Origin of the sequence: Bradyrhizobium sp. Mp19, assembly GCF_029952935.1 — a bacterium.
Lineage (GTDB): Bacteria > Pseudomonadota > Alphaproteobacteria > Rhizobiales > Xanthobacteraceae > Bradyrhizobium > Bradyrhizobium elkanii.
In genome coordinates this window covers 13,830-33,441 of record NZ_JASAUT010000020.1, presented here as the reverse complement: position 1 = coordinate 33,441, position 19,612 = coordinate 13,830, and the positions used below count along the sequence as shown (strand labels likewise).

At 66.3% G+C, this 19,612-nt stretch carries 19 protein-coding genes; 7 read left to right on the top strand and 12 right to left on the bottom strand.

What is annotated here, in order from left to right; translation table 11 throughout:
* Positions 1-57: 57 nt before the first annotated feature.
* From QJT82_RS21845 to flgB, 7 genes are all read right to left on the bottom strand, one after another.
* Complete coding sequence (locus tag QJT82_RS21845) at positions 58-2,622, bottom strand: PAS domain-containing protein (RefSeq protein WP_028339815.1); 2,565 nt, start codon at positions 2,620-2,622, stop codon at positions 58-60.
* 142 nt (positions 2,623-2,764) lie between these two features.
* A complete protein-coding gene (gene flhB, locus QJT82_RS21840; protein ID WP_028339814.1) occupies positions 2,765-3,838 on the bottom strand; it encodes a flagellar biosynthesis protein FlhB in 1,074 nt (357 codons plus the stop codon).
* Between the two features lie 11 nt (positions 3,839-3,849).
* A complete protein-coding gene (gene fliR, locus QJT82_RS21835; protein WP_016844767.1) occupies positions 3,850-4,620 on the bottom strand; it encodes a flagellar biosynthetic protein FliR in 771 nt (256 codons plus the stop codon).
* An 18-nt stretch (positions 4,621-4,638) separates the two neighbouring features.
* The gene (gene fliQ, locus QJT82_RS21830; RefSeq protein WP_016844766.1) at positions 4,639-4,902 is read right to left on the bottom strand and encodes a flagellar biosynthesis protein FliQ; all 264 of its coding nucleotides are present in this window, start codon (positions 4,900-4,902) and stop codon (positions 4,639-4,641) included.
* A gap of 110 nt (positions 4,903-5,012) precedes the next feature.
* The gene (fliE, locus tag QJT82_RS21825) at positions 5,013-5,324 is read right to left on the bottom strand and encodes a flagellar hook-basal body complex protein FliE (protein WP_028339813.1); all 312 of its coding nucleotides are present in this window, start codon (positions 5,322-5,324) and stop codon (positions 5,013-5,015) included.
* 26 nt (positions 5,325-5,350) lie between these two features.
* Positions 5,351-5,776, bottom strand: coding sequence for a flagellar basal body rod protein FlgC (flgC, locus tag QJT82_RS21820; protein WP_018272466.1), 426 nt, complete (start codon positions 5,774-5,776; stop codon positions 5,351-5,353).
* 39 nt (positions 5,777-5,815) lie between these two features.
* Positions 5,816-6,226, bottom strand: coding sequence for a flagellar basal body rod protein FlgB (gene flgB, locus QJT82_RS21815; RefSeq protein WP_016844763.1), 411 nt, complete (start codon positions 6,224-6,226; stop codon positions 5,816-5,818).
* 359 nt (positions 6,227-6,585) lie between these two features.
* Between flgB and QJT82_RS21810 the strand changes: the two genes are divergently transcribed.
* From QJT82_RS21810 to QJT82_RS21795, 4 genes are all read left to right on the top strand, one after another.
* A complete protein-coding gene (locus tag QJT82_RS21810) occupies positions 6,586-7,527 on the top strand; it encodes a flagellar biosynthetic protein FliO (protein ID WP_028339812.1) in 942 nt (313 codons plus the stop codon).
* The gene (fliP, locus tag QJT82_RS21805; protein ID WP_028339811.1) at positions 7,524-8,276 is read left to right on the top strand and encodes a flagellar type III secretion system pore protein FliP; all 753 of its coding nucleotides are present in this window, start codon (positions 7,524-7,526) and stop codon (positions 8,274-8,276) included. The genes QJT82_RS21810 and fliP overlap by 4 nt, the downstream gene beginning before the upstream one ends.
* Before the next feature lie 87 nt (positions 8,277-8,363).
* Positions 8,364-9,251 (top strand): hypothetical protein, encoded by an 888-nt coding sequence (locus tag QJT82_RS21800; RefSeq protein ID WP_028339810.1) that lies wholly within the window; start codon positions 8,364-8,366, stop codon positions 9,249-9,251.
* Between the two features lie 52 nt (positions 9,252-9,303).
* Positions 9,304-10,455, top strand: coding sequence for an aminotransferase class V-fold PLP-dependent enzyme (locus tag QJT82_RS21795; RefSeq protein ID WP_028339809.1), 1,152 nt, complete (start codon positions 9,304-9,306; stop codon positions 10,453-10,455).
* On the opposite strand, the gene QJT82_RS21790 is transcribed toward QJT82_RS21795, so the two are convergent.
* From QJT82_RS21790 to QJT82_RS21775, 4 genes are all read right to left on the bottom strand, one after another.
* Positions 10,452-11,696, bottom strand: a complete 1,245-nt coding sequence (locus tag QJT82_RS21790) for an MFS transporter (RefSeq protein WP_264641791.1) — start codon at positions 11,694-11,696, stop codon at positions 10,452-10,454. The two genes, QJT82_RS21795 and QJT82_RS21790, sit on opposite strands and share 4 nt — an antisense overlap.
* A gap of 134 nt (positions 11,697-11,830) precedes the next feature.
* On the bottom strand, positions 11,831-12,541 hold the full coding sequence (locus tag QJT82_RS21785; protein WP_028339807.1) for an SDR family oxidoreductase: 711 nt from the start codon (positions 12,539-12,541) through the stop codon (positions 11,831-11,833).
* Between the two features lie 127 nt (positions 12,542-12,668).
* The gene (locus QJT82_RS21780; protein WP_028339806.1) at positions 12,669-13,610 is read right to left on the bottom strand and encodes a LysR family transcriptional regulator; all 942 of its coding nucleotides are present in this window, start codon (positions 13,608-13,610) and stop codon (positions 12,669-12,671) included.
* 25 nt (positions 13,611-13,635) lie between these two features.
* Positions 13,636-13,872: a hypothetical protein gene (locus QJT82_RS21775; RefSeq protein WP_028339805.1), complete on the bottom strand. Its 237-nt coding sequence runs from the start codon at positions 13,870-13,872 to the stop codon at positions 13,636-13,638.
* Between the two features lie 273 nt (positions 13,873-14,145).
* Here QJT82_RS21775 and QJT82_RS21770 point away from each other — a divergent pair, with 273 nt between their 5' ends.
* Positions 14,146-14,982: a glyoxalase superfamily protein gene (locus tag QJT82_RS21770; RefSeq protein ID WP_028339804.1), complete on the top strand. Its 837-nt coding sequence runs from the start codon at positions 14,146-14,148 to the stop codon at positions 14,980-14,982.
* A gap of 12 nt (positions 14,983-14,994) precedes the next feature.
* Here QJT82_RS21770 and QJT82_RS21765 read toward each other — a convergent pair whose 3' ends face one another.
* Positions 14,995-18,825, bottom strand: a complete 3,831-nt coding sequence (locus tag QJT82_RS21765; RefSeq protein WP_028339803.1) for a hypothetical protein — start codon at positions 18,823-18,825, stop codon at positions 14,995-14,997.
* Between the two features lie 187 nt (positions 18,826-19,012).
* On the opposite strand from QJT82_RS21765, the gene QJT82_RS21760 reads away from it, so the two are divergent.
* Positions 19,013-19,303: a type II toxin-antitoxin system RelE/ParE family toxin gene (locus QJT82_RS21760; protein ID WP_028339802.1), complete on the top strand. Its 291-nt coding sequence runs from the start codon at positions 19,013-19,015 to the stop codon at positions 19,301-19,303.
* Position 19,304: 1 nt separating this feature from the next.
* Positions 19,305-19,595, top strand: a complete 291-nt coding sequence (locus QJT82_RS21755) for an addiction module antidote protein (protein WP_028339801.1) — start codon at positions 19,305-19,307, stop codon at positions 19,593-19,595.
* Positions 19,596-19,612: the final 17 nt, after the last annotated feature.

Here is a 19,612-nt window from a genome sequence, read left to right as displayed (position 1 = left end):
GCACCCGCTCGCCACGTCTCTGGAACAGCTGAATCCTTAACGCGCTTCGCCGCGCGGCTAATTCGCCGTCATGGTTTCCTTCACCGCGGCGACCAGCTGCGTCAACGTGAAGGGCTTCGGCAGGAACGCGAACTGCTGGTTCTCCGGCAAGCTCTTCTCGAACGCGTCCTCGGCATAGCCTGAGACGAAGATGATCTTCAGCTCTGCGTTGCGGCTGCGCATTTCCTTCAGCAGCGTCGGGCCGTCCATCTCCGGCATCACGACGTCGGAGACGACGAGATCGACGGCGCCGTTCTTCTCCTCGAACGCCTCCAGCGCCTCGACGCCGTTCGCCGCCTCGATCACGCTGTAGCCGCGCGAACGCAGGCCGCGCGCATTGAGCGAGCGCAGGCCGTCCTCGTCCTCCACCAGCAGGATGGTGCCCTGCCCGGTGAGATCGGGCTTCGGCTTGGCGGCTTCCACGGCGGTTTCCTTGGCCGCACCGTTGCCGACCTGGGCCTCGGGCGCGACCTCCTGCTCCTGGCGATGCCGCGGCAGATAGATCCGGAACGTGGTGCCGCCGCCCGGCACGGAATCGACATAGACGAAGCCGCCGGTCTGCTTGACGATGCCGTAGACCGTGGACAGGCCGAGGCCGGTTCCCTTGCCGACCTCCTTGGTCGAGAAGAACGGCTCGAAGATCTTGTCGATGATCTCGGCCGGAATGCCGGTGCCGGTGTCGGCGATCTCGATCTTCACATAGTCCGCCGCCGGCATGCCCTTGTTGGCGAGCTGGGCGGCTTCCTCGGTCGGCACATTGGCGGTGCGGATGATCAGCTTGCCGCCGTCGGGCATCGCATCGCGCGCGTTGACCGCAAGATTGACCACCACCTGCTCGAACTGCGAGACGTCGACCTTCACCGGCCACAGGTCGCGGCCATGCACGAGGTCCAGCTTGACCTTCTCGCCGATCAGCCGGCGCAGCAGCATGGTGAGGTCGCTCAATGCATCGCCGAGATCGAGCACCTGCGGCCGCAGCGTCTGGCGGCGCGAGAATGCAAGCAGCTGCCGCACCAGCGTCGCGGCGCGGGTGGCGTTCTGTTTGATCTGCATGATGTCCTGGAACGACGGGTCGGTCGGCTTGTGCGCGTTCAGCAGGAAGTCGTTGGCCATCATGATGGCCGACAGCACGTTGTTGAAGTCGTGCGCGATGCCGCCGGCGAGCTGGCCGACCATCTCCATCTTCTGCGACTGGTTGATCTGGTTTTCCAGCGCGCGCCGCTCGGTGGTCTCGAGCATGTAGACGATCGCGGTCTCGGCGTCGCGCTCGTCTTTCTCGACGGTGGTGACGAAGAACTGGGCAAAGCGCTCCTTGGGCCCGTCGAGCATCACCTCGACCGGCGCGATGTCGCCCTGGCCCTCGGCCGCCTGGTTGATCGCGGCGATCAGGAGGCCGCGGTCGCGCGGATTGACAGCGCGGAAGATCGACTTGGCGGCGCCGCCGTCGCCGTTCAGGCCCTGCGCCAGCTTGGCATAGCGCGCATTGGCGCCGACCACATTGCCGCCGCGATCGACGGTCGCGATCGCCATCGGCGTATGGTCGAAGAAGCGCATGAAGCGCACCTCGGCGGCGCGCTCCGGATCGGAATGCTCGTCGCGGGCGCGGCTGATCACCAGCGTGCGCGAGGCGCCCGCCGCGCCGTCGGCGCCGAAGGCGAGCTTGTGATAGAGCCGCACCGGCACGGTCTTGCCGCCGCGCATCCGCAGGTCGATGTCGAACACCTCGGTCTTGACCTCGCCTGGCACCGCCGCAATCGAGGTCAACAGCGCGGCGCCGTCGCCCGAGACGATGTCGGTCAGTTTCAGGCCACCCGAGCCGATCTCGGCCAGATCGTAGTCCAGCCAGTTGGCCAGCGTGGCGTTGACATAGGCGATCTCGCCGGCCGGATTGACCGAGAAGAAGCCGCATGGCGCGTGATCGAGATATTCGATCGCGTGCCGCAGCTCCTGGAACACGTCTTCCTGGCGCTCGCGGTCGCGGGTGACGTCGGCGATCGACCAAACCGCATATTTCGCATCGCGCTTGCCCTCGCCGAGCGGGCGTACCCGCAGGCGCAGCCAGCGGCCCTGGCCGGCCTCCTGGCCGGCGACGCGGACCTCCTCCTGCTGCCGCTTGCCCTCGCGGGCAGCCTTCAAAAGGCGGAACACCGCCTCGGAGACGTCGGGGTTGCCGATGAAGACGCGCTCGACCGGACGGACGTCCTGCGGCCCGGCCGCGCCGGTCAGCGTGAGATAGGCGGCGTTGGAATAGACCACGTGGCCGCGGGAGTCGGTGACGACGAGCCCTTCCTGGGCCTGGTCGGCGATCCGCGCCATCACCGGATCATCGGTGGCGCGGTCGGAGAAGCGGATGATGCCGGCGGCAAGGGCGAACAGGTTGAACAGCCCGACGGTAGCGAGCAGCGCCAGCACGCCCAGGATATAGGGCTGCGCCTCGGTGCGGCCGATGGTCATCAGCCAGACCGCCACCGCGACGATGCCGGCCGCGATCAGGACCACCAGCAGGATGCTGCCGTTCCGCCGCGCTGGTCCATGGGCCACGAACGGCTCGGTCACGGAAGGATCGTTGCTATCGGCGGTCATCTGGAGAGACATGGCTCGTCTGCATCACGAAGGCGACCGGCCGGCCACCTCGCCCCTGAGTGCCTGAATCGGACCCGAAAACGCAAGTCCATCAGGCGGCAATTTCGCAAGTTACGCGCATTTCAAGCGGGTTTTCCGCCCCTTACTGACGCAGGCCGGACAGGCCGCGCCTCAGCCGCATCACGTAGCCGATGATTTCGGCAACCGCGTGATAGTGCTCGACCGGGATCTCCCGGTCGATCTCGACCGTCGCATAAAGCGCCCGGGCCAGCGGCACGTTCTCCACGATCGGAATGTCGTGCTCCTTGGCGATCTCCCGGATCTTGAAGGCAAGATTGTCGACGCCCTTGGCGACGCAGATCGGCGCCGACATGCTGCGGTCGTAGGCCAGCGCCACCGAATAGTGGGTCGGGTTGGTGATGATCACCGAGGCCTTCGGAACCTGGGCCATCATCCGCTTCTTGGCGCGCTGGACCCGCAATTGCTTGATCCTGCCCTTGACGTGCGGGTCGCCTTCCGACTGCTTGAACTCCTCCTTCATCTCCTGCAGCGACATCTTGTGACGCTCGTACCAGGTCCGGTACTGGAAGAAGTAATCGGCGATCGCGACCGCAGCGAGGATGGCCACCACCGCCGCCAACAGGTGCACCGTCATGCCGGTGATGGCGGGCAGCAGCTCGGCCGGATCGACCCGCAGGAAGGATTCCATCCGCATCCGGTCGGGCCACAGCACCGCGACCATCACGGCGCCGAGAGCAATCAGCTTGAACAGGCCCTTCAGGAAATTCGCCACCGCCTGCTTGCCGAACAGCCGCTTGAAGCCGGCAGCCGGCGAGATCTTGGAGAATTTCGGCTTCAGCTGCTCGCCCGACCACACCAGCTGATGCTGCACCATGTTGCCCGCGATCGCGGCCAGCGCCAGCAACAGGAACGGCACGCCGATCGCGGCGACCACCGCGTAGCCGAGCGACTGTGTCAGCGCCAGCAGGCCGGCGCCGTCGGTGCGGATCATCCATGAATTGGCGATCAGGTTGCGCAGCGGCATCAAGATGCCGCTGCCGATCGAGCCCGAGAAGGTCGACAGCACCAAGGTGCCGCCGGCGATCACGAACCAGGTGTTGACCTCCTGGCTCTTGACGACGTCACCTTTCTCGAGCGCTTCATCGAGACGTTTTTGCGTAGGGTCTTCTGTTTTGTCTTCGGTATCGTCCGCCACTTCTTCTCCCCCTAATTCATCGGAGCGAGCTGGCGCATGACGCCGAGGAAATAGTCGAGATAGGTGTTCATCATCGCCGCGAGCACGACGCCGAAGATCAGGAACCCGACCATGATCGAGAGCGGCACGCCGACGAAATAGACCTGCATCTGCGGCATCAGCCGCGCCAGCACGCCAAGCCCGATGTTGAAGACCAGGCCGAACACCAGGAACGGCGCGGACAGCTGCAGGCCGATCTTGAAGGCGGCGGAGAAAGCCGAGGTCGCAAGCGCGGCGACATCGCCGGTCGGCATGATCTCGCCCGGCGAGAAGATGCGGTAGCTCTCGCTCAGCGCCGCAATGACGAGATAGTGGCTATCGGTCGCAAACAGCAGCGTGAGGCCGAGGATCGTGAGGAAGTTGCCGATGATCTGGCCCTGCTGCCCCTGGGTCGGATCGACAGCGGTGACGAAGCCGAGGCCGAGCTGCTGCGCGATCACGGAGCCCGCGACGTTGAGCGCTGACAGCGTCACCCGCGCGGTCGCGCCGAGCACAATGCCGATGATGAGCTCATGCACCATCAGGACCCCGAGCGAGGAGATCGACGTCAGGTCGACATGATAGGCGTTGCGATGCAGGGGAAGGATGATCAGGGTCAGCAACAGCGCGATCGACAGCTTGACCCGCGCCGGGATGTTGCTCTCGCCGAAACCGGGCAGCAGCATCACCATCGCGCCCACGCGCGCGAAGACCAGCACGAAGATCGCGGCCAGCGCCGGCAGCAGGGAGACATCGATGCGCATGACCGCGGCATTAGTGCATCAACCGCCGATGATTCGCGATGAAATCCGCATCATGTGGCTGGAGAGCGAGTCCGCCATGAACGGCAGCGCCAGCAGCAATGTGACGAAGATCGCGAGGATCTTCGGCACGAAAATCAGGGTCTGTTCCTGGATCTGCGTCAGCGCCTGGAACAGCGACACCACGACGCCGACCACGAGGCCGACCACCATCAGGGGCGACGACACCACCACGATGGTCCAGATCGCATCGCGCGCCACGTCGAGGGTTTCGGGGCCGGTCATTGTTGAGTTCTCGCTTCTTGCAACTTGTTTCGTCATTCCGGGGCGCGCGTAGCGCGAACCCGGAATCTCGAGGTTCCGGGTTCGCTTCGCGCCCCGGAACGACAGTGAAATCAGATCGGCATCTTCATGATGTCTTCGTAGGCCTGGATCACGCGGTCGCGCACCGAAACCAGCGTCGACACCGCAACGTCGGTGTCGGCGACCGCCGTCACCACGTCCATCACGTTCGCCTTGCCGGAGGCCATCGCCATGGTCTGTGCGTCGGACTTCTTGCCCGCCTCCAGGACGCTGCCGACGGTGTCCTTCAGCAGCGCGCTGAAGGATGGGCCGGCGACGGCCTGCCCGGCCTTCTCGGCGCCGCCGCGCTCCATCATCTTGGCGAGGTTGGCGTAGGCGTTGGCGGCGACTGTCGGTGAAGCCATGATTTACGTTCCCTGTTCTTGTTGCGTCAGGACTTGAGGATGTCGAGCGTGCGCTGGATCATCCGCCGCGTCGCGCTGATGATGTTGAGGTTGGCCTCGTAGGAGCGCTGGGCGTCGCGCATGTCGGTCATTTCGACCATCGCATTGACGTTCGGATATTTGACGTTGCCCGAGGCGTCCGCCGCCGGATTGCCCGGCTCGTGCTTGACCCGGAACGAAGACTGGTCGGGGCGGATCCGGCCCAGCGCCACGACCTGGGCGTCGAGCGTGCGATCGAGCGTCGAGGAAAAGGTCGGCACCTTGCGGCGGTAGGGGTCGCCGCCCGCGGTCTGCGCCGTCGAATCGGCATTGGCGATATTTTCCGAGATCACCCGCATGCGCCCCGCTTGCGCCCGCAGGCCTGAGGTCGCGATGCTCATCGAGCGGGCGAAATCGCTTGTTCCATCTGCCATGGGATCCTCCTGCCGCCGTCAGGCGGGCTAACCCTTGCTCTAGCCCTTGCCGATCGCAGTCTTCAGCAGATGCAGGCTGCGGCTGTAGAGCGAGGTGACGGCCGCATAATCCATCTGGTTGGCCGACACTTTCAGCATCTGCTCCTCGAGATTGACTGCGTTGCCGGCCGGACGGGTCTGGAACCCGCTCTTGCCGCGATCGTTGTCGAAGCTGTCGGGCGCGCCGGACGCCGCCATGTGGGTAGCGCTGGTCTGCATCATCGGCAGCGTCCCCACGCCGCCGCCGACCGTGGCGCCGGCGCGGTCGAACTTCGGCTCGACCAGGTCGCGCGGCCGGAAGCTCGGCGTGTCGGAATTGGAAATGTTCTCGGCGAGCACCCGCTGGCGCTCCTGGTGCCACTGCATCTTGGTGCGCAACGCCGACAGGATCGGGAGATCGTTCATGGCCATCGCCGCGGCTCCGTTAACCTCTGGGCTCTTCCGAGGTAGGCAGAATTTGCCCGGTGTATGGTTAACGGGTGGTTAAAATGCCGGACGGATCCGTGGAGAACGCCGCAACTGCAGCCTGCGAGCGCATTTTCGCCACGAATGCTGCGTTAACCAGCACGAACCAAGACAGTGTGGGGCACTGAGAAGTCGTTTTGGGACAAGCGATTCTTGGTTTATTAATAGAACAGTGGGCTGCAAGCCGCTGGGAATTAAGAAATAAGGCGAATCTCGGGCGCGATTCGCTGCGCAAACCGCACCTGTCAATCCGCGCCCGTTGATGGCGAAAGCTGAGGAAGGCCAAGATGGCCGGGGACTCCAATATGCAGGTCATTACATTCGTCTTGGCATTCGTTGTCGTGCTGGCGCTGATCGGCGTGACCGCATGGCTCGTCCGCCGCTTCGCCGGAAACCGCCTCGGGGCCAACGCCAACCGAGGACGCATGCCGCGCCTGGCGGTGATCGACGCTGCCGCCGTCGACGGGCGGCGCCGCCTGGTGCTGGTCCGCCGCGACAATATCGAGCATCTCCTGATGATCGGCGGCCCCACCGATATCGTCGTCGAGCCGAATATCGTCCGCGCGATGCCCGCGCGCGATCAAATGTCGACCCGCCCCGCGGTCGCAGCCGATGCCGCGCCGCCGCGCGTGGCGCCGCTTCCGGATGCAGCCTGGAACGAGAGCGAAGCCGCCCGCTCCGACAATTTCGAGCTTCCCGAGCCGGAGCTACCGCCGCGTCAGGCGCGGCCCTCCTTCGCCGACGAACTGCGCCGGCCCCCGCCGCCGCTCGCCGAGCGTCGCAGCGATCCGCTCGCGGGCTTCACGCCCGAGCGCGGCGAGCCGCGGCCCGATCCGATGCCGCCGCGCCTGCCGCCGCGCTCCGAGCCGGTCGTCCCGCGTCCGCCGCGCGCCGCCGAGCCGCCGAAGGCCCCGCCACCGCTGCGCACAACCGAGCGCGCCGTGACGCCGCCGCCACCGCCTCCCCAGGCACCGCCGCCGGCTGCAACGCAAGCGCCTTCGGCCGCGCCGCCTCCATCGAACGCCGACGCCAATCTCGCCGAGATGGCGCAACGGCTCGAAGCGGCGCTGCGCCGCCCGACCGGCGCCGGCGAGACCGTCGCGCCGCCGGTTGCGCCCGAGGCGCCGCCGGCGCGCCCGCAGCGCAGCGAGCCGCCCGCCCCGCCCGCCGGCGGACAGAAGAGCGGGTTCGAAAATCTCGAGGACGAGATGGCCTCGCTGCTCGGCCGACCGAAGAATCCTTCGTGAGACCAGGGGCAGTCCCGCGTAGAGTTTTTTTTATCGCTGTCCTGATCGCCGCCGGATCCCTCGCTGATCCGGCGATGGCGCAGGATATCAGCATCAATCTCGGCGGCGGCAATGGCGGCGTGACCGAGCGCGCGATCCAGCTGATCGCGCTGCTCACGGTGCTGTCGATTGCTCCGTCAATCCTGATCATGATGACGTCGTTCACGCGCATCGTGGTCGTGCTGTCGCTGCTGCGCACCGCGCTCGGCACTGCCACCGCGCCGCCGAACTCGGTGATGATCGCGCTTGCGATGTTCCTCACCGCCTTCGTGATGGGGCCGGTGCTGCAGAAATCCTATGACGACGGCATCAAGCCGCTGGTCGCCAACCAGATCGGCGTCGAGGACGCCTTGCAGCGCGCCTCGGTCCCCTTGCGCGGCTTCATGCAGAAGAACGTCCGCGAGAAGGATTTGAAGCTGTTCATGGATCTCTCCGGCGAGCCGCCGCCGGCAACGCCGGAGGCGATGTCGCTGCGCATCCTGGTCCCGGCCTTCATGATCTCCGAGCTGAAACGCGCCTTCGAGATCGGCTTCCTGCTGTTCCTGCCGTTTTTGATCATCGACCTCGTGGTCGCCTCGGTCCTGATGTCGATGGGCATGATGATGCTGCCGCCGGTGGTGGTCTCGCTGCCGTTCAAGCTGATCTTCTTCGTGCTGGTCGACGGCTGGGCCCTGGTCGCCGGCAGCCTGGTGCAGAGCTACGGGGGGTAGCGCCCTGCGAAACATTCATGGCCCGTCAGCTGGATCGGCCACACCGTTGCACTATCATGCGCGGCACCGCATCCAGGGAGCCGCGCCGTGCAGCAGCCATTCGACCGCGCCGCAGAAGACCTCGGCAACGCCATCCATCTCGAACATGTCAACGTGCAGGTGCCGGACCAGCGCCTCGCCACGCTGTTCTACGTCGCCGGCATCGGGCTGACCCGCGATCCCTATCTGATGGTCTCCGACAGCAACATGTGGGTGAATGTCGGCCGCAGCCAGTTTCATCTGCCGAGCGGCCGGCCGCAGGTGCTGCGCGGCCACACCGGCATCGTGATTGGCGGGCGGCAGGCCCTGCTGCAACGGCTCGCTTCGGTCGCGCCCAAGCTCGAGGGTACCGCGTTCAGCTATCGCGAGCGCAACGATCACGTCGAGGCCACCTGCCCGTGGGGCAACCGGCTACGCTGCTTTGAACCGGACGCCGGTCGGTTCGGGCGTATCGCGCTCGGCATGCCCTATGTCGAGTTCGAGGTGCCGCGCGGCACCGCTGAGGCGATCAGCCGGTTCTATCCTGAGATCATGGGCATCCCCGCCAGCGTCGTGAACGGCGACGGCGTCGTCGCGCGCGCCAAAGTCGGCAAGGATCAGTATCTGCAATTCCGCGAGAGCGACGCGGCGCCGGGCGAATTCGACGGCCATCACATCCAGATCTACATCACGGACTTCTCGGGCCCCTACCAGCGGCTGCGCGAACGCAATCTGATCTCGCGCGAGGACAATCAATACCAGTACCGCTTCTGCGACATCGTCGATCCGGCCGACGGCCGGCATCTGTTCACCGTCGAGCATGAGGTGCGCAGCGCCACCCATCCGATGTATCTGCGGTCGCTGATCAACCGCAATCCGGCGCAGACCAACCGCACCTTCGCCAACGGCTACGACCAGGCGCCATGGGCGATGGGACCGGACCAGTATGACGGCTGAGCGCACACCTCCGCGTCACGCCATCCCTCGCAAATTCCAGCAACGAGACGACATGCTTCCTTCCCAGCGCCATCTGTTCGAGATTCCACGCGAGGTCTGCTACCTGAACTCGGCGTCCTACAGTCCGCTGCCGCTGAAGACGCTCGACGCCGGCCGCGCGGCGGTGGGACGCAAGGGCCAGCCGTGGACGATCGATCCCGGCTTCGCTAGCCGCCAGCATGAGCGCGCCCGCCGTGCGGCAGCCCGCCTGATCAACGCCGATCCGGACGATGTCGCGCTGATCCCCGCGATCAGCTACGGCGTCGCGACGGTCGCCAAAGCGCTGAACATTCCGCGCGGCACGCGCGTCATCGTGCTGGAGAACGACCATTCCTCGCCGGTCCTCGAATGGCACGCCCGCGCCGAGGCGCAGGGTTTTGTCGTCGACACCGTGCGCCAGCCCGCCGACGGCGACTGGACATCGGCCGTGCTCGGGGCGATCGAGCGGCCAGGCGCGCCGCCGGCGGGGCTCGCCTCGATCTCGTCGGTGCACTGGTCGGACGGCGGCATGATCGACGTCGACAAGGTGCAGGCCGCGCTGCGGCAGCATGGCGCGATGTTCGTGATCGACGCAACGCAGAGCGCGGGTGTCGTGGCTATGGACGTGACAAGGCTCGACCCCGACGGCGTGATGTTTCCGACCTACAAATGGCTGATCGGCCCCTACGGCCGCGCCTTCCTCTACATTGCAAAACGCCACCAGAACGGCGTGCCGCTGGAGCAGACCTCCAGCGGCCGCCGCAACGTGAACTCAGAGAACCCGGTCTATTTCGGCGATCTCGCCTATGTCGACAACGCCACGCGTTACGACATGGGCGAGCGCGATCATTTCATCACGCTGGAGATGGCCTCGATCGGCATGGAGATGATGGCGGAATGGGGCGCCGCTGCCGTCAGCGCGCGGCTCGCGATGCTCAACGAGCGGATCGCGGGCGGCGTGCGTGACCTCGGACTCGACGTGCCGGCGCGCAGCATGCGCGCGCCGCACATCCTGAGCCTCGGCATGCCGGGCGGCATACCGAAGGAGCTGATCGCGCGGCTCGCCGCCGAGAGCATCCATGTCGCGCTGCGGCTTGGCCGGATGCGGATCTCGCCGCACGTTTTCAACGACGAGGCCGATGTCGATCGCCTCGCCGCGGTGCTCACGAAAGCGCTGCGCGGCTAGGTAGACTTGTGCCGCAGTCCGACGACGCTGAATAATTCAATCGCCAGCGCGACAGCCACTCCGGCCGCGCCGATCAGGAACAGCAGCGCATAGTCGCCGCCGCTGTGCGCGAACAGATACGACAGGCCGTAGGCACCCGCCGCCTGGAACAGCGCGAAGGTCGTGGTGGCCTGCGCCCAGGCTGAACGCTGGCTCGCCGCCGAATGCGGGATCAGCTCGTGGATGCGGCCGATCACCAGCGGCACGATGCCGGGCGTGAAGCCGCCGACGATCAGGCTCGACACGATCAGCGCAGCAGGCGAATTCGTCACGGCGGGCAGCGCAACCGCAACGGCCTCGATCAGGAACGCCGCGCGCAGCGCCGCGGCGAAGCCGGCGCGATCGGCGAGGTGTCCCGTGAGCAACGGTCCGACCACGGCGCCGATGCCGTACAGCACCCAGTAATGCGATCCCGCCGCGATCCCCTGCCCGAGCCCGCGCGCGACGAAATCGACCAGGAACACCATGTGCGGCACCAGCGCCAGCGCGTTGAGGCCATATTCCAGGCACAGCGCGATCACCAGCGGCGAGCGCACGCCGTGCGACGCGACGGCCTGCTCCGCCACGTTACGCGTGGCAGGAGCTTCGGTGGGCCACGCCTTCCAGCTGATCAGTGTCAGCACCGCCGACAACACGCCAAGACCGTACCAGGCCTGCTTGACGCCCTGCTTCAGCAACAGCGGCACCAGCGTGCCTGACGCGGCGACGCCGAGGCCAACACCGGCAAAGATCACGCCGCTGACCAGGCCGCGCTTGCTGGGCGCGGTATGCGGCAGGATTGCCGTTGCCGCCAGCACCATGATCACGCCGCCGCTGACGCCGGCGAGAAAGCGAAAACCGAAGAACCAGATGAAGGAGATCGGCACCGCGCAGGCAAAGCAGGTGATGGCGGCCAGCACCATCATGCCGCGCAGCGCCCACACCGAGCCGATGCGCGCGCCGAGATCGCGGGCGAGCAGCGCGCCGGCGAGATAGCCGGCAAGGTTGGCGGCACCGAGATAGACCGTTTCCGCCGGCGTGAACCACTTTGCGGCGATCAAAGCCGGGATCAGCGGTGTATACGCGAAGCGCGCCAGTCCGAGCCCGACCAGCGAGGCGCAGAGCCCCGCGGCCGCGGACAGCCACAGCGGCCCGCCTGCATCCCGGTGCGGCTCGGCGTGATGATGGCGCCGGTGATGATCGACATTAGCTGACATGGACATCGCAGTAGGCGCTCCGGCCGTTCGTGAAAAATGATTAGTTGCGATCGCAGCAATCGTTCACGGCGATCGCGGCGCACCGCTCCCGGTCAGGAGAGGTGCTCGGTTCGGTTGGGCCGAGGCCGTGATCACATTCGTCAGTGGCCGGCGCTCTGGCCGCCGTCGACATGCAGGATCTCGCCGGTGACGAAGCCCGCGCCTTCCAGGAACAGCACGGCGTCGACGATGTCCTTGGCTTCACCCATGCGCCCGACGGGATGCTGCTTGGCGAGGAAGTCGTGCGTCGCGGGCGCGTGCATCGGCGTCTTGATCACACCGGGCGAGACCGCGTTCACGCGGATGCCCTTGGCGGCATATTCGATCGCGAGCGACTTGGTGGCGGCGTTCAGGCCGCCCTTGGTCAGCGACGCCAGCACCGAGGGAACGTTGCTGTTGGCGTGATCGACCAGGCTGGTCGTGATCTGCACGATGTGCCCGGATCCCTGCTTCTCCATCTCCCTGGCGGCGCGCCGGGTGATGTAGAAGAAGCCGTTGAGATTGGTCGCCAGCACCTGCGCGTAGTCCTGGTCGGTGTAGTCGGTGAACGGCTTGGCCAGGAAGATGCCGGCGTTGTTGACCAGCGTGTCGATGCGGCCAAAGCGCCCGAGCGCCTGCTTGACGATGCGGTCGGCAACTTCGGGATCGCCGATGTCGCCTGCGACGGTCAGAACGTCACTGTCGGTCGACGGCTTGATGCTGCGGGAATTGGCGACGACGCGCCAGTTGCGGTCGCGATAGCCCTTGACGATGGCCTCGCCGAGGCCCTGCGACGCACCGGTGATGATGGCAACCTTCTGCTCTGCACCCATGATCTCTCTCCATCTGTTGCTGAAGCGACCTAGCGCCGCTTCGATGGAGAGCAAGCTAGATACATCCGCTTTCCGCGCGAATGCCCGCTATTCGGCAGACACTCTTCCGCGGCGCGAACGACTGGCGTCATCGGGCTTTCGCGCCAGCCTTGCTGGCCTCGCGCGACAGCCGCTCGAAATAGCGCTTCAGCCGCGGCGTCGCGAAATCGACGAAGGCGCGCACCTTGGGCACGTCGAAGCGGCCCTGCGGCGCCAAAAGATGCACCGGCAACGGCGGATGCTCGTCCTTGGCAAGCAATATCCGCAGCCGCCCGTCGCGGATTTCCTCGGCGATGTGATACGAGAACAGCCGGGTGACGCCGTGTCCTTCGCTGGCCGAGGCGACCGCCGCGCGCACCGTGTTGACCACCAGCCGCGGCGCGAACTGGACCGCGCGCGCGATCTTCGACTTCGCGGCCGGCGGGAAGCTCCAGGAGTCGAGCCCGAAATGCGTCATGGCGATGATCTGGTGCTTCGCCAGGTCCGCCGGCTCGCCGATCACCGGATGCTGCGCGAGATAGCCGGGGGATGCCGCGACCACGCGGCGGACCTCGCCGAGCTTGATCGCGATGAAATTGGAATCGGCGAGATGGGCGATGCGCAGCGCGACGTCGATCCCCTCGTCGATCAGATTGACGGTACGATCGAGCATCACGAGCCGCACCGACACGGCCGGATATTGCGTCATGAAGGCATCGAGCACCGGCCGGAGCACGTCCTCGCCGACGACGACAGGCGCGGTGACGGTCAGCGCGCCGCGCGGCACCGACCGCTCGCCGCCGGCCGAGATGTCGGCCTCCTCGAGCTCGGTGAGGATACGACGGCATGCGGCCGCATAGCGCTGGCCGGCATCGCTCAGCTTCAGGGAGCGCGTGGTGCGATGTAACAGCTCGGCGCCGACATGATGCTCAAGGAAAGCGATCGCCCGGCTGACCGCCGCCGGCGAGCGCCGCAACTTCCGCCCGGCACCGGCGAGGCTGCCCTCGTCGACCGCCGCGACGAAGACTTTCATGGCGTCGATGCGGTCCATCGATCCCCCCGCTTCGCGGCCGCCGTTACTCCGTCACGTCATACTGCTTGCTGAGATGGTCGCCGATCTGCACCAGCATCGCGACGCATTCGGGATAGCCGGGCCTCGCCACCGTGGTGTCATTGGCGCTGGCGCGAAACTCCCAGCTGTCGCCGTCGCGCAACACCGAGATGTCGATGCCGTCGGGGCAGTCGGCATGGGCCTTCAACTCGGCCCGCGCCATCTCGATGAGTTCGGCTTCGGTCTTGATCGGCTTGCTCATGTAAGGACGTCCTCCCGGCGCTTTGCAACGGACGCCATGGTTGCCGATTTGACGGCAGGATGTCGAGAGCACGCGTGCGATCACAACCAGTTGCAATTGACAAAATGCTCGTCCCCGGCGAACATTTGGCAGGGTCGATACCACCCGCCGCTTGCACCCCACCCGGGGACGGTGAATGTATCAAGCCGTGTTTCAGGCTTCCTTTGCCCGCACGAACGGGTCAGCAACGCAAGCCCCTGACGCCTTCCGTTCGTCGATGCAAAGGTTGATCCCATGCGCGACTTTCGTGATGCCAAGGCCATGGCGCAGACGCTGCGCGAAGCGCTCGGCGCCAAATCGATCCCCCTCACCCACAGCGACAGCCTGGAGCTGATCGCCAAACTGTTCGGCCAGCGCGACTGGAACACGCTGGCGGCACGGATACAGGCCGCCGGCGGATCCGCCGATGTCCCGGCTTCCGCTCCGCGATCGCCGCCGGGCGTCGTGCGGCAAGAGATCGCAGTCGCTCCGGCGGTGCTCGATGGCTATGCCGGCTTCTACCAGCTCAGCGAGCAGGCCGTCCTCAGTGTGTTGCGCGAGGATCACCACCTGGCTGTACAGCTCACCGGGCAGCGTGCCGTAGCGTTCTTTGCGGAGAGCCAGACTGAGTTTTTCGCCAGGGAGGTCAACGCGCAGATCAGCTTTGTCATCGCGGCTGACGGTCAGGCGACGTCACTGATCCTGCATCAAAATGGCGACCAGCCGATGCCGCGCATCGACGCTGCAAGCGCGAAGCAGATTGCGGATCGCACCGCGGAGCGTGTGAAGAACCAGTCGCCGGCTCCCGGAACCGAGGCCGCACTCCGCCGCCTGATCGAGGGGGTCGCATCGGGACAGCCCGACTATGCGGACATGACCCCCGCGCTCGCCGCGGCGACCCACGAGCAATTGCCACACCTGCAGCCTTACCTCGCCGACCTCGGCACGATCGAGTCCACACGTTTCCTCGGCGTCGGCGCGCAGGGCGAGGATGTCTACAGTGTGCGACACGCCAACGGCGCCTCGCATTGGCGGATCGCGCTCGACGCCACCGGGATCATTTCCACCGCGTGGGTGTCTGCCGGGCCGTGAGCCCCTGCGCTGCTACGGCACCGCGCTGGCGCGGCGCTCGCCCTTGATCGCCGGCAGCGCGCTCACCGGCGCGGCCTTTGGCTTGTCAGTCACCGATCCGGTTGCGACCGGATCGGGCAACGGCGCGCGGGCGGTGGCGTCGGGGAAGCGGGTCTTCATCTCGCGGATGAAGCCGTCGAGCGTGTCGACGCTGGCGGCCATTCGCGCGATCTGGGCGAATTCGGCGCTGGACGTCGCGACCGGCTTGCTGGCCGAGTCGAAGGCGAGCTTGTCGGCATCGCCGGACATCAGCGGCGCGTATTTCTCGCGGAACCGGGACAGCCCGATGGCGTCCTCGGCAAGCGCGTAGCCGACCACGGCGCGGATGATGTCGGCCTTCTCGCCCGGATTGAGCGGGGCGAAGTCGCGCCAGCGGTCGCCATAATAGAGCTCGATCTGCTCGGACGCCTCGCGCCAGTGCCGTGACGCCCAATAGATGTCGGAGCGCAGCCGGATTGCCTCGCGGCCGGTGATGTTCGAGATGATGTCGAGCGCGAGATCGTGCCGGCCGACGTCGCTCTGCGCGCGCGCCTCGAGCAGCAGACGCTGCTGACGCAGTTCGCCGGAGAGATCCGCGATCCGCGTCGAGCGCAGCGCGGCAATGGCGCGGTCGGGCTTGCGGTTCATCAGATAGACCATCGCAAGTCGCGCCGCGACCTGGGCGCGGGCCGCGCCTTCGAGCCGCTTCTCGACCTGGTATTGCAAGAGGTCGGCGGCCTGGTCGAGCAGATCGACACCGACCAGGCGGTCGGCGAGACGGCGGATCATCTCGTCGCCGCGGCGGCCGATCGGCGTCAGTTCGCGATATTCGTAGAAGGTGCCGAGCGCATCGATCGGCGACATCTCGTCGCCCCTGGGGCCGAGATAGAGCTGCACGAACAAGGCCGAGGCGGCATCCTGCGCCTGGCGCGATTCCGGCGCGTTCGGCTGCAGCCGGGTCGCGGCACGCGTCACCGCGAAGGCGTCGGCATAGCGCGCCGTCTCGGCGTAGATCTTCGACAGCACATACAGCGTCTTCAGCTCGATATTGTCGCCGCGCCACAGCATCGACAGCAGTTCGAGTTCCTTCAGCACATCGTCGCGGCCGATCTCGCCGCGCTTCTGCTTGAGCAGCGTCTCCAGCAACCTGCCTTCGGCGGCAGCCTGGCGATCGGCCGAATTGGCGGCGAAGCGATAGGCGTCGAGCGCATCCTTCTCCTGGCCGAGGGCCTCGGCGAGCCGGCCGCGCAGCACCGCAACCGCGGGCTTCAGCTCGCCGGGAACGCCGACCACGTCGAGATCGCTCTTGCGCCGCGCGGCGCCGGCATAGTCCTTGACCTCGAGCGAGGCCTTCATCGAGTCCATGGTGACGATGCGCTGCAAATCGGGCGGCAGAGTCGCCACCGCGAATTCGGCGTTCTTGAACTTCTCGCGCGCCTCGGCCCATTTGCCCTCGCGGGCGAAAGCGAGCCCCTTCCACAATTGGGAATCGTAACCGTTGCCGATCACCGGATTGGCGAGATCCTTCAGGCCCTGCGCCGGGTGTCCGATCAGGATGCTGGCGACCGCGTGTACCATCACCACCGACGCCGTCTCGCTGCCGCGCTTGCTCTCGGACAGGATCAGATTGGCGACACCATGAGCTTCCTGGTACATGCCGCGCGCCATGTAGAAGTCGGCGAGATCGAGCCGTGCCTGCGGCAGCTGCTCGGCATTGGCCGACGCGGCCGCCGCAATCAGGCCGTCGAGCTGCTTGAGGAAAGTCTCCGACTGGTTCTTGCGCCACTCGTCGGGATCGAACAACGGCTTCACCGCCGCGGTCGCACGCTCGGCGGCGACGTCGGCCGATGACAGCGTCAGGCCCCCCGGCCGGCCCAGCATCACCTTGTCGGCGCCGACCTCGGCCTTGACGTCGTCCGCGTTCGGATGAACCACGACGCCGTGGATCGATTCCAGCAGCGACAGCTCGACGAAATCCTGCCGCTTGATGACGCCGCGGGTCGGCGGCGGCGCCGTCACCACCCAGAGCGTATCGCCGGCGTCGGGATCGACCAGTCTGTGCAGCTGGCCCGGATTGGCGAGCGGCACGCTGACATTGGCGAGCGAGGGCTCCGAGATGTTGCGCACCACGGTGAGCGGCAATGGCGGCTTCTGCACGCGGTCGGCAAAGGTCAGCGTCCAGCTCACGCCGCGCGAGCGGTCGTCGCTTTCGAGCGACGGCATCTGCGGCCGGTTGAGGCGGAAGCGCACCGCCTGGCCCTTGTCCAGCGCGATCCGGCTGACATCTGATATCAGCGAGCCGGCCTTGGCGCGGACCGGATCGACGTCGATTGCCTCAGCGGTGTCAAACACCATCCAAACCGTGTCGGCGCGGCGGAACAACGCCGCCGGCGTCGCGCCGGGGAATGAGAACGTCACGCGCAAGCCGTCGCTGTCGCGCTGGGCTTCGACAGTGGGCTTGCCGCCGGAACGGGTCTCGGCGACAGGCGGCGATGGCGCCGCGGCCGCCTTCGGCGCTTCCATCGCCGGCGCGGCAGCGGCGACGGCGGGCACCGGCTTCGGCGCGTCGGTCACGGGCGCCGTGGTCGGCTCCGCCAGGGAGCCGGCGCCCCCCTCGTGCGGCGGGGCCGGCGCAGCAGCGTTCTCAGCGTTGGCCGCAGGTGCGGCCGCGACTTTCGGCAGCTCCGGATCGGAGAGTTCCGATCGGGGCTGCTCCGTTTTGGCGGGCGCGGCCGCCGGTTGCTCGCCTGTGGCTTGCTCGGGTTTGAGCGGCTCGGAGCGCTGCGGTTCGGACTTGGCAGGTTCGGACTTCGCCGGTTCGGGTTTCGCCGGCTCGGATTTGGACTGTTCGGGCTTGATCTCGATCTTGGCCTGCTGGGCGATGCTTTCCGATGTCACCGGCGCGATCGCCGCGGCGCCTTTCGGTTTAACGCGCGGCGTCGGCAACAATGAGCTCAGCGAGGGCTTTGCCGCCTGCTGCTCGTTCTGCTGGAAGGCGACATCGACGATGTAGTTCTTCTCGTCGCGGAACGAATGCACGTCGACATCGCCAATCAGCGACACGTCGACTGCCGACGTGTCCGTGTCGGCGCGCGCGATGATCGACGCGACATTTGGCGGGGCGGCGACCTTGGCATCGGCAAGGTCGAAGGTCAGGACCGAATTGAAGGACAGCGTCAATTTCTGCTCGTTCAGCACCGAGGAGACGCTGACCCCGTCAGGCACCTCGAACACGAAGCGGACGAAGGTGGGTTGCACCAGCGCGCGAACGCGCACCGGCGGCTTCTTCCTGGCGGCGTCGGTGGCGCGCTGCATGCGCAGCAGGCGCTCGGCGGCGCGGGCGCGCTCGGCAAGCTCGCGGATCACCTCCTGCGGCAGCGACGGCGGCGGGCCGGTCCAGCTGTCGGGCAGGAAGTCGATGAAGATGCGCTCGCCGGCGGTCATGGTGTTGATGCTGACGCGACGCGCCAGCGACAGGCGGATCGCCGAACCGTCGGGATCGCGGCGCGCGGCGCCGACATAATCCGGCACCGCATCCTGCAGTTTCTCGACGGGGATATCGACCGGACGTTTGAAGCGGATCACGATGATCGAGCCGGCGGTCGTGACCTCCGACTCGACATCCTCCTTCAGCCTCAGCACCAGCCGGGCATAGCCGTTCGCGGCGGAGAATGTCGCCTCACCCGGCACCGCGTCTTCGGCCCGCGCCGCAGTCGGATAGGTAAGGGTTGTAAGCGCAAGGGCGGTGGCAAGCAGGCACAGACGCGCGGTCCGCGCCGAGGCGCGGCCTAGCGACCATGTTCCAGCGGCAGCGGTTCGCGCCATCTCGAAACGTCTTCTCGGGACCCCAGCCATACCAAGCGCGAAGCGCCCTCGCCCACGCCTCCCGATCTTGGATCGGGCGGCGTTAAGGACCTGTTAACGTCAACGGATTGTTTCGGACCCGGCCGCTGCCACGGAATGGCTGTGTACTATAGTTGACAAATCGACCGCGTCGTGTATGATAATACACATGATCCAGGTCGTTCAGACCGACGCTTTTGCGCACTGGCTCAACTCGCTAGCCGACATGAAAGCGGTCGCCCGGATCGGCGCACGCATCCGGCGTCTCGAACTCGGAAATCCAGGCGATGTTAAATCGGTGGGCGAAGGCGTAAGCGAAATGCGGATCGATTACGGCCCCGGCTACCGGGTGTATTTCACGCGTCGAGGCAAAACCATCGTGCTCCTGCTCTGCGGTGGCGACAAGCGAACCCAAAGCAAGGACGTCAAGGCGGCCCAGAAGATGGTGAAGGAGATTTGAGATGCCGCTCAAGACGACCAAGTTCGACATCAAGGATCATCTGAAGACGCTGGAGCAGCAGATCGCCTATCTCGAAGCGGCGCTGGAAGAGGACGATCCCTCGTTCATCGCGACAGCTATCGGCGACATCGCCAGAGCTCGCGGCGTATCGCAGTTTTCACGCGAAACTGGCTTGAGCCGCGAAGTGATCTACAAGTCATTCCGGCCCGGCGGCAATCCGACTATTGAAACCCTGAACAAGGCGACAAAAGCGCTCGGTTTGAAGCTGAAGCTTGTTCCGAGCGCCGCCTAGCTGCGCAGATAGCGGTG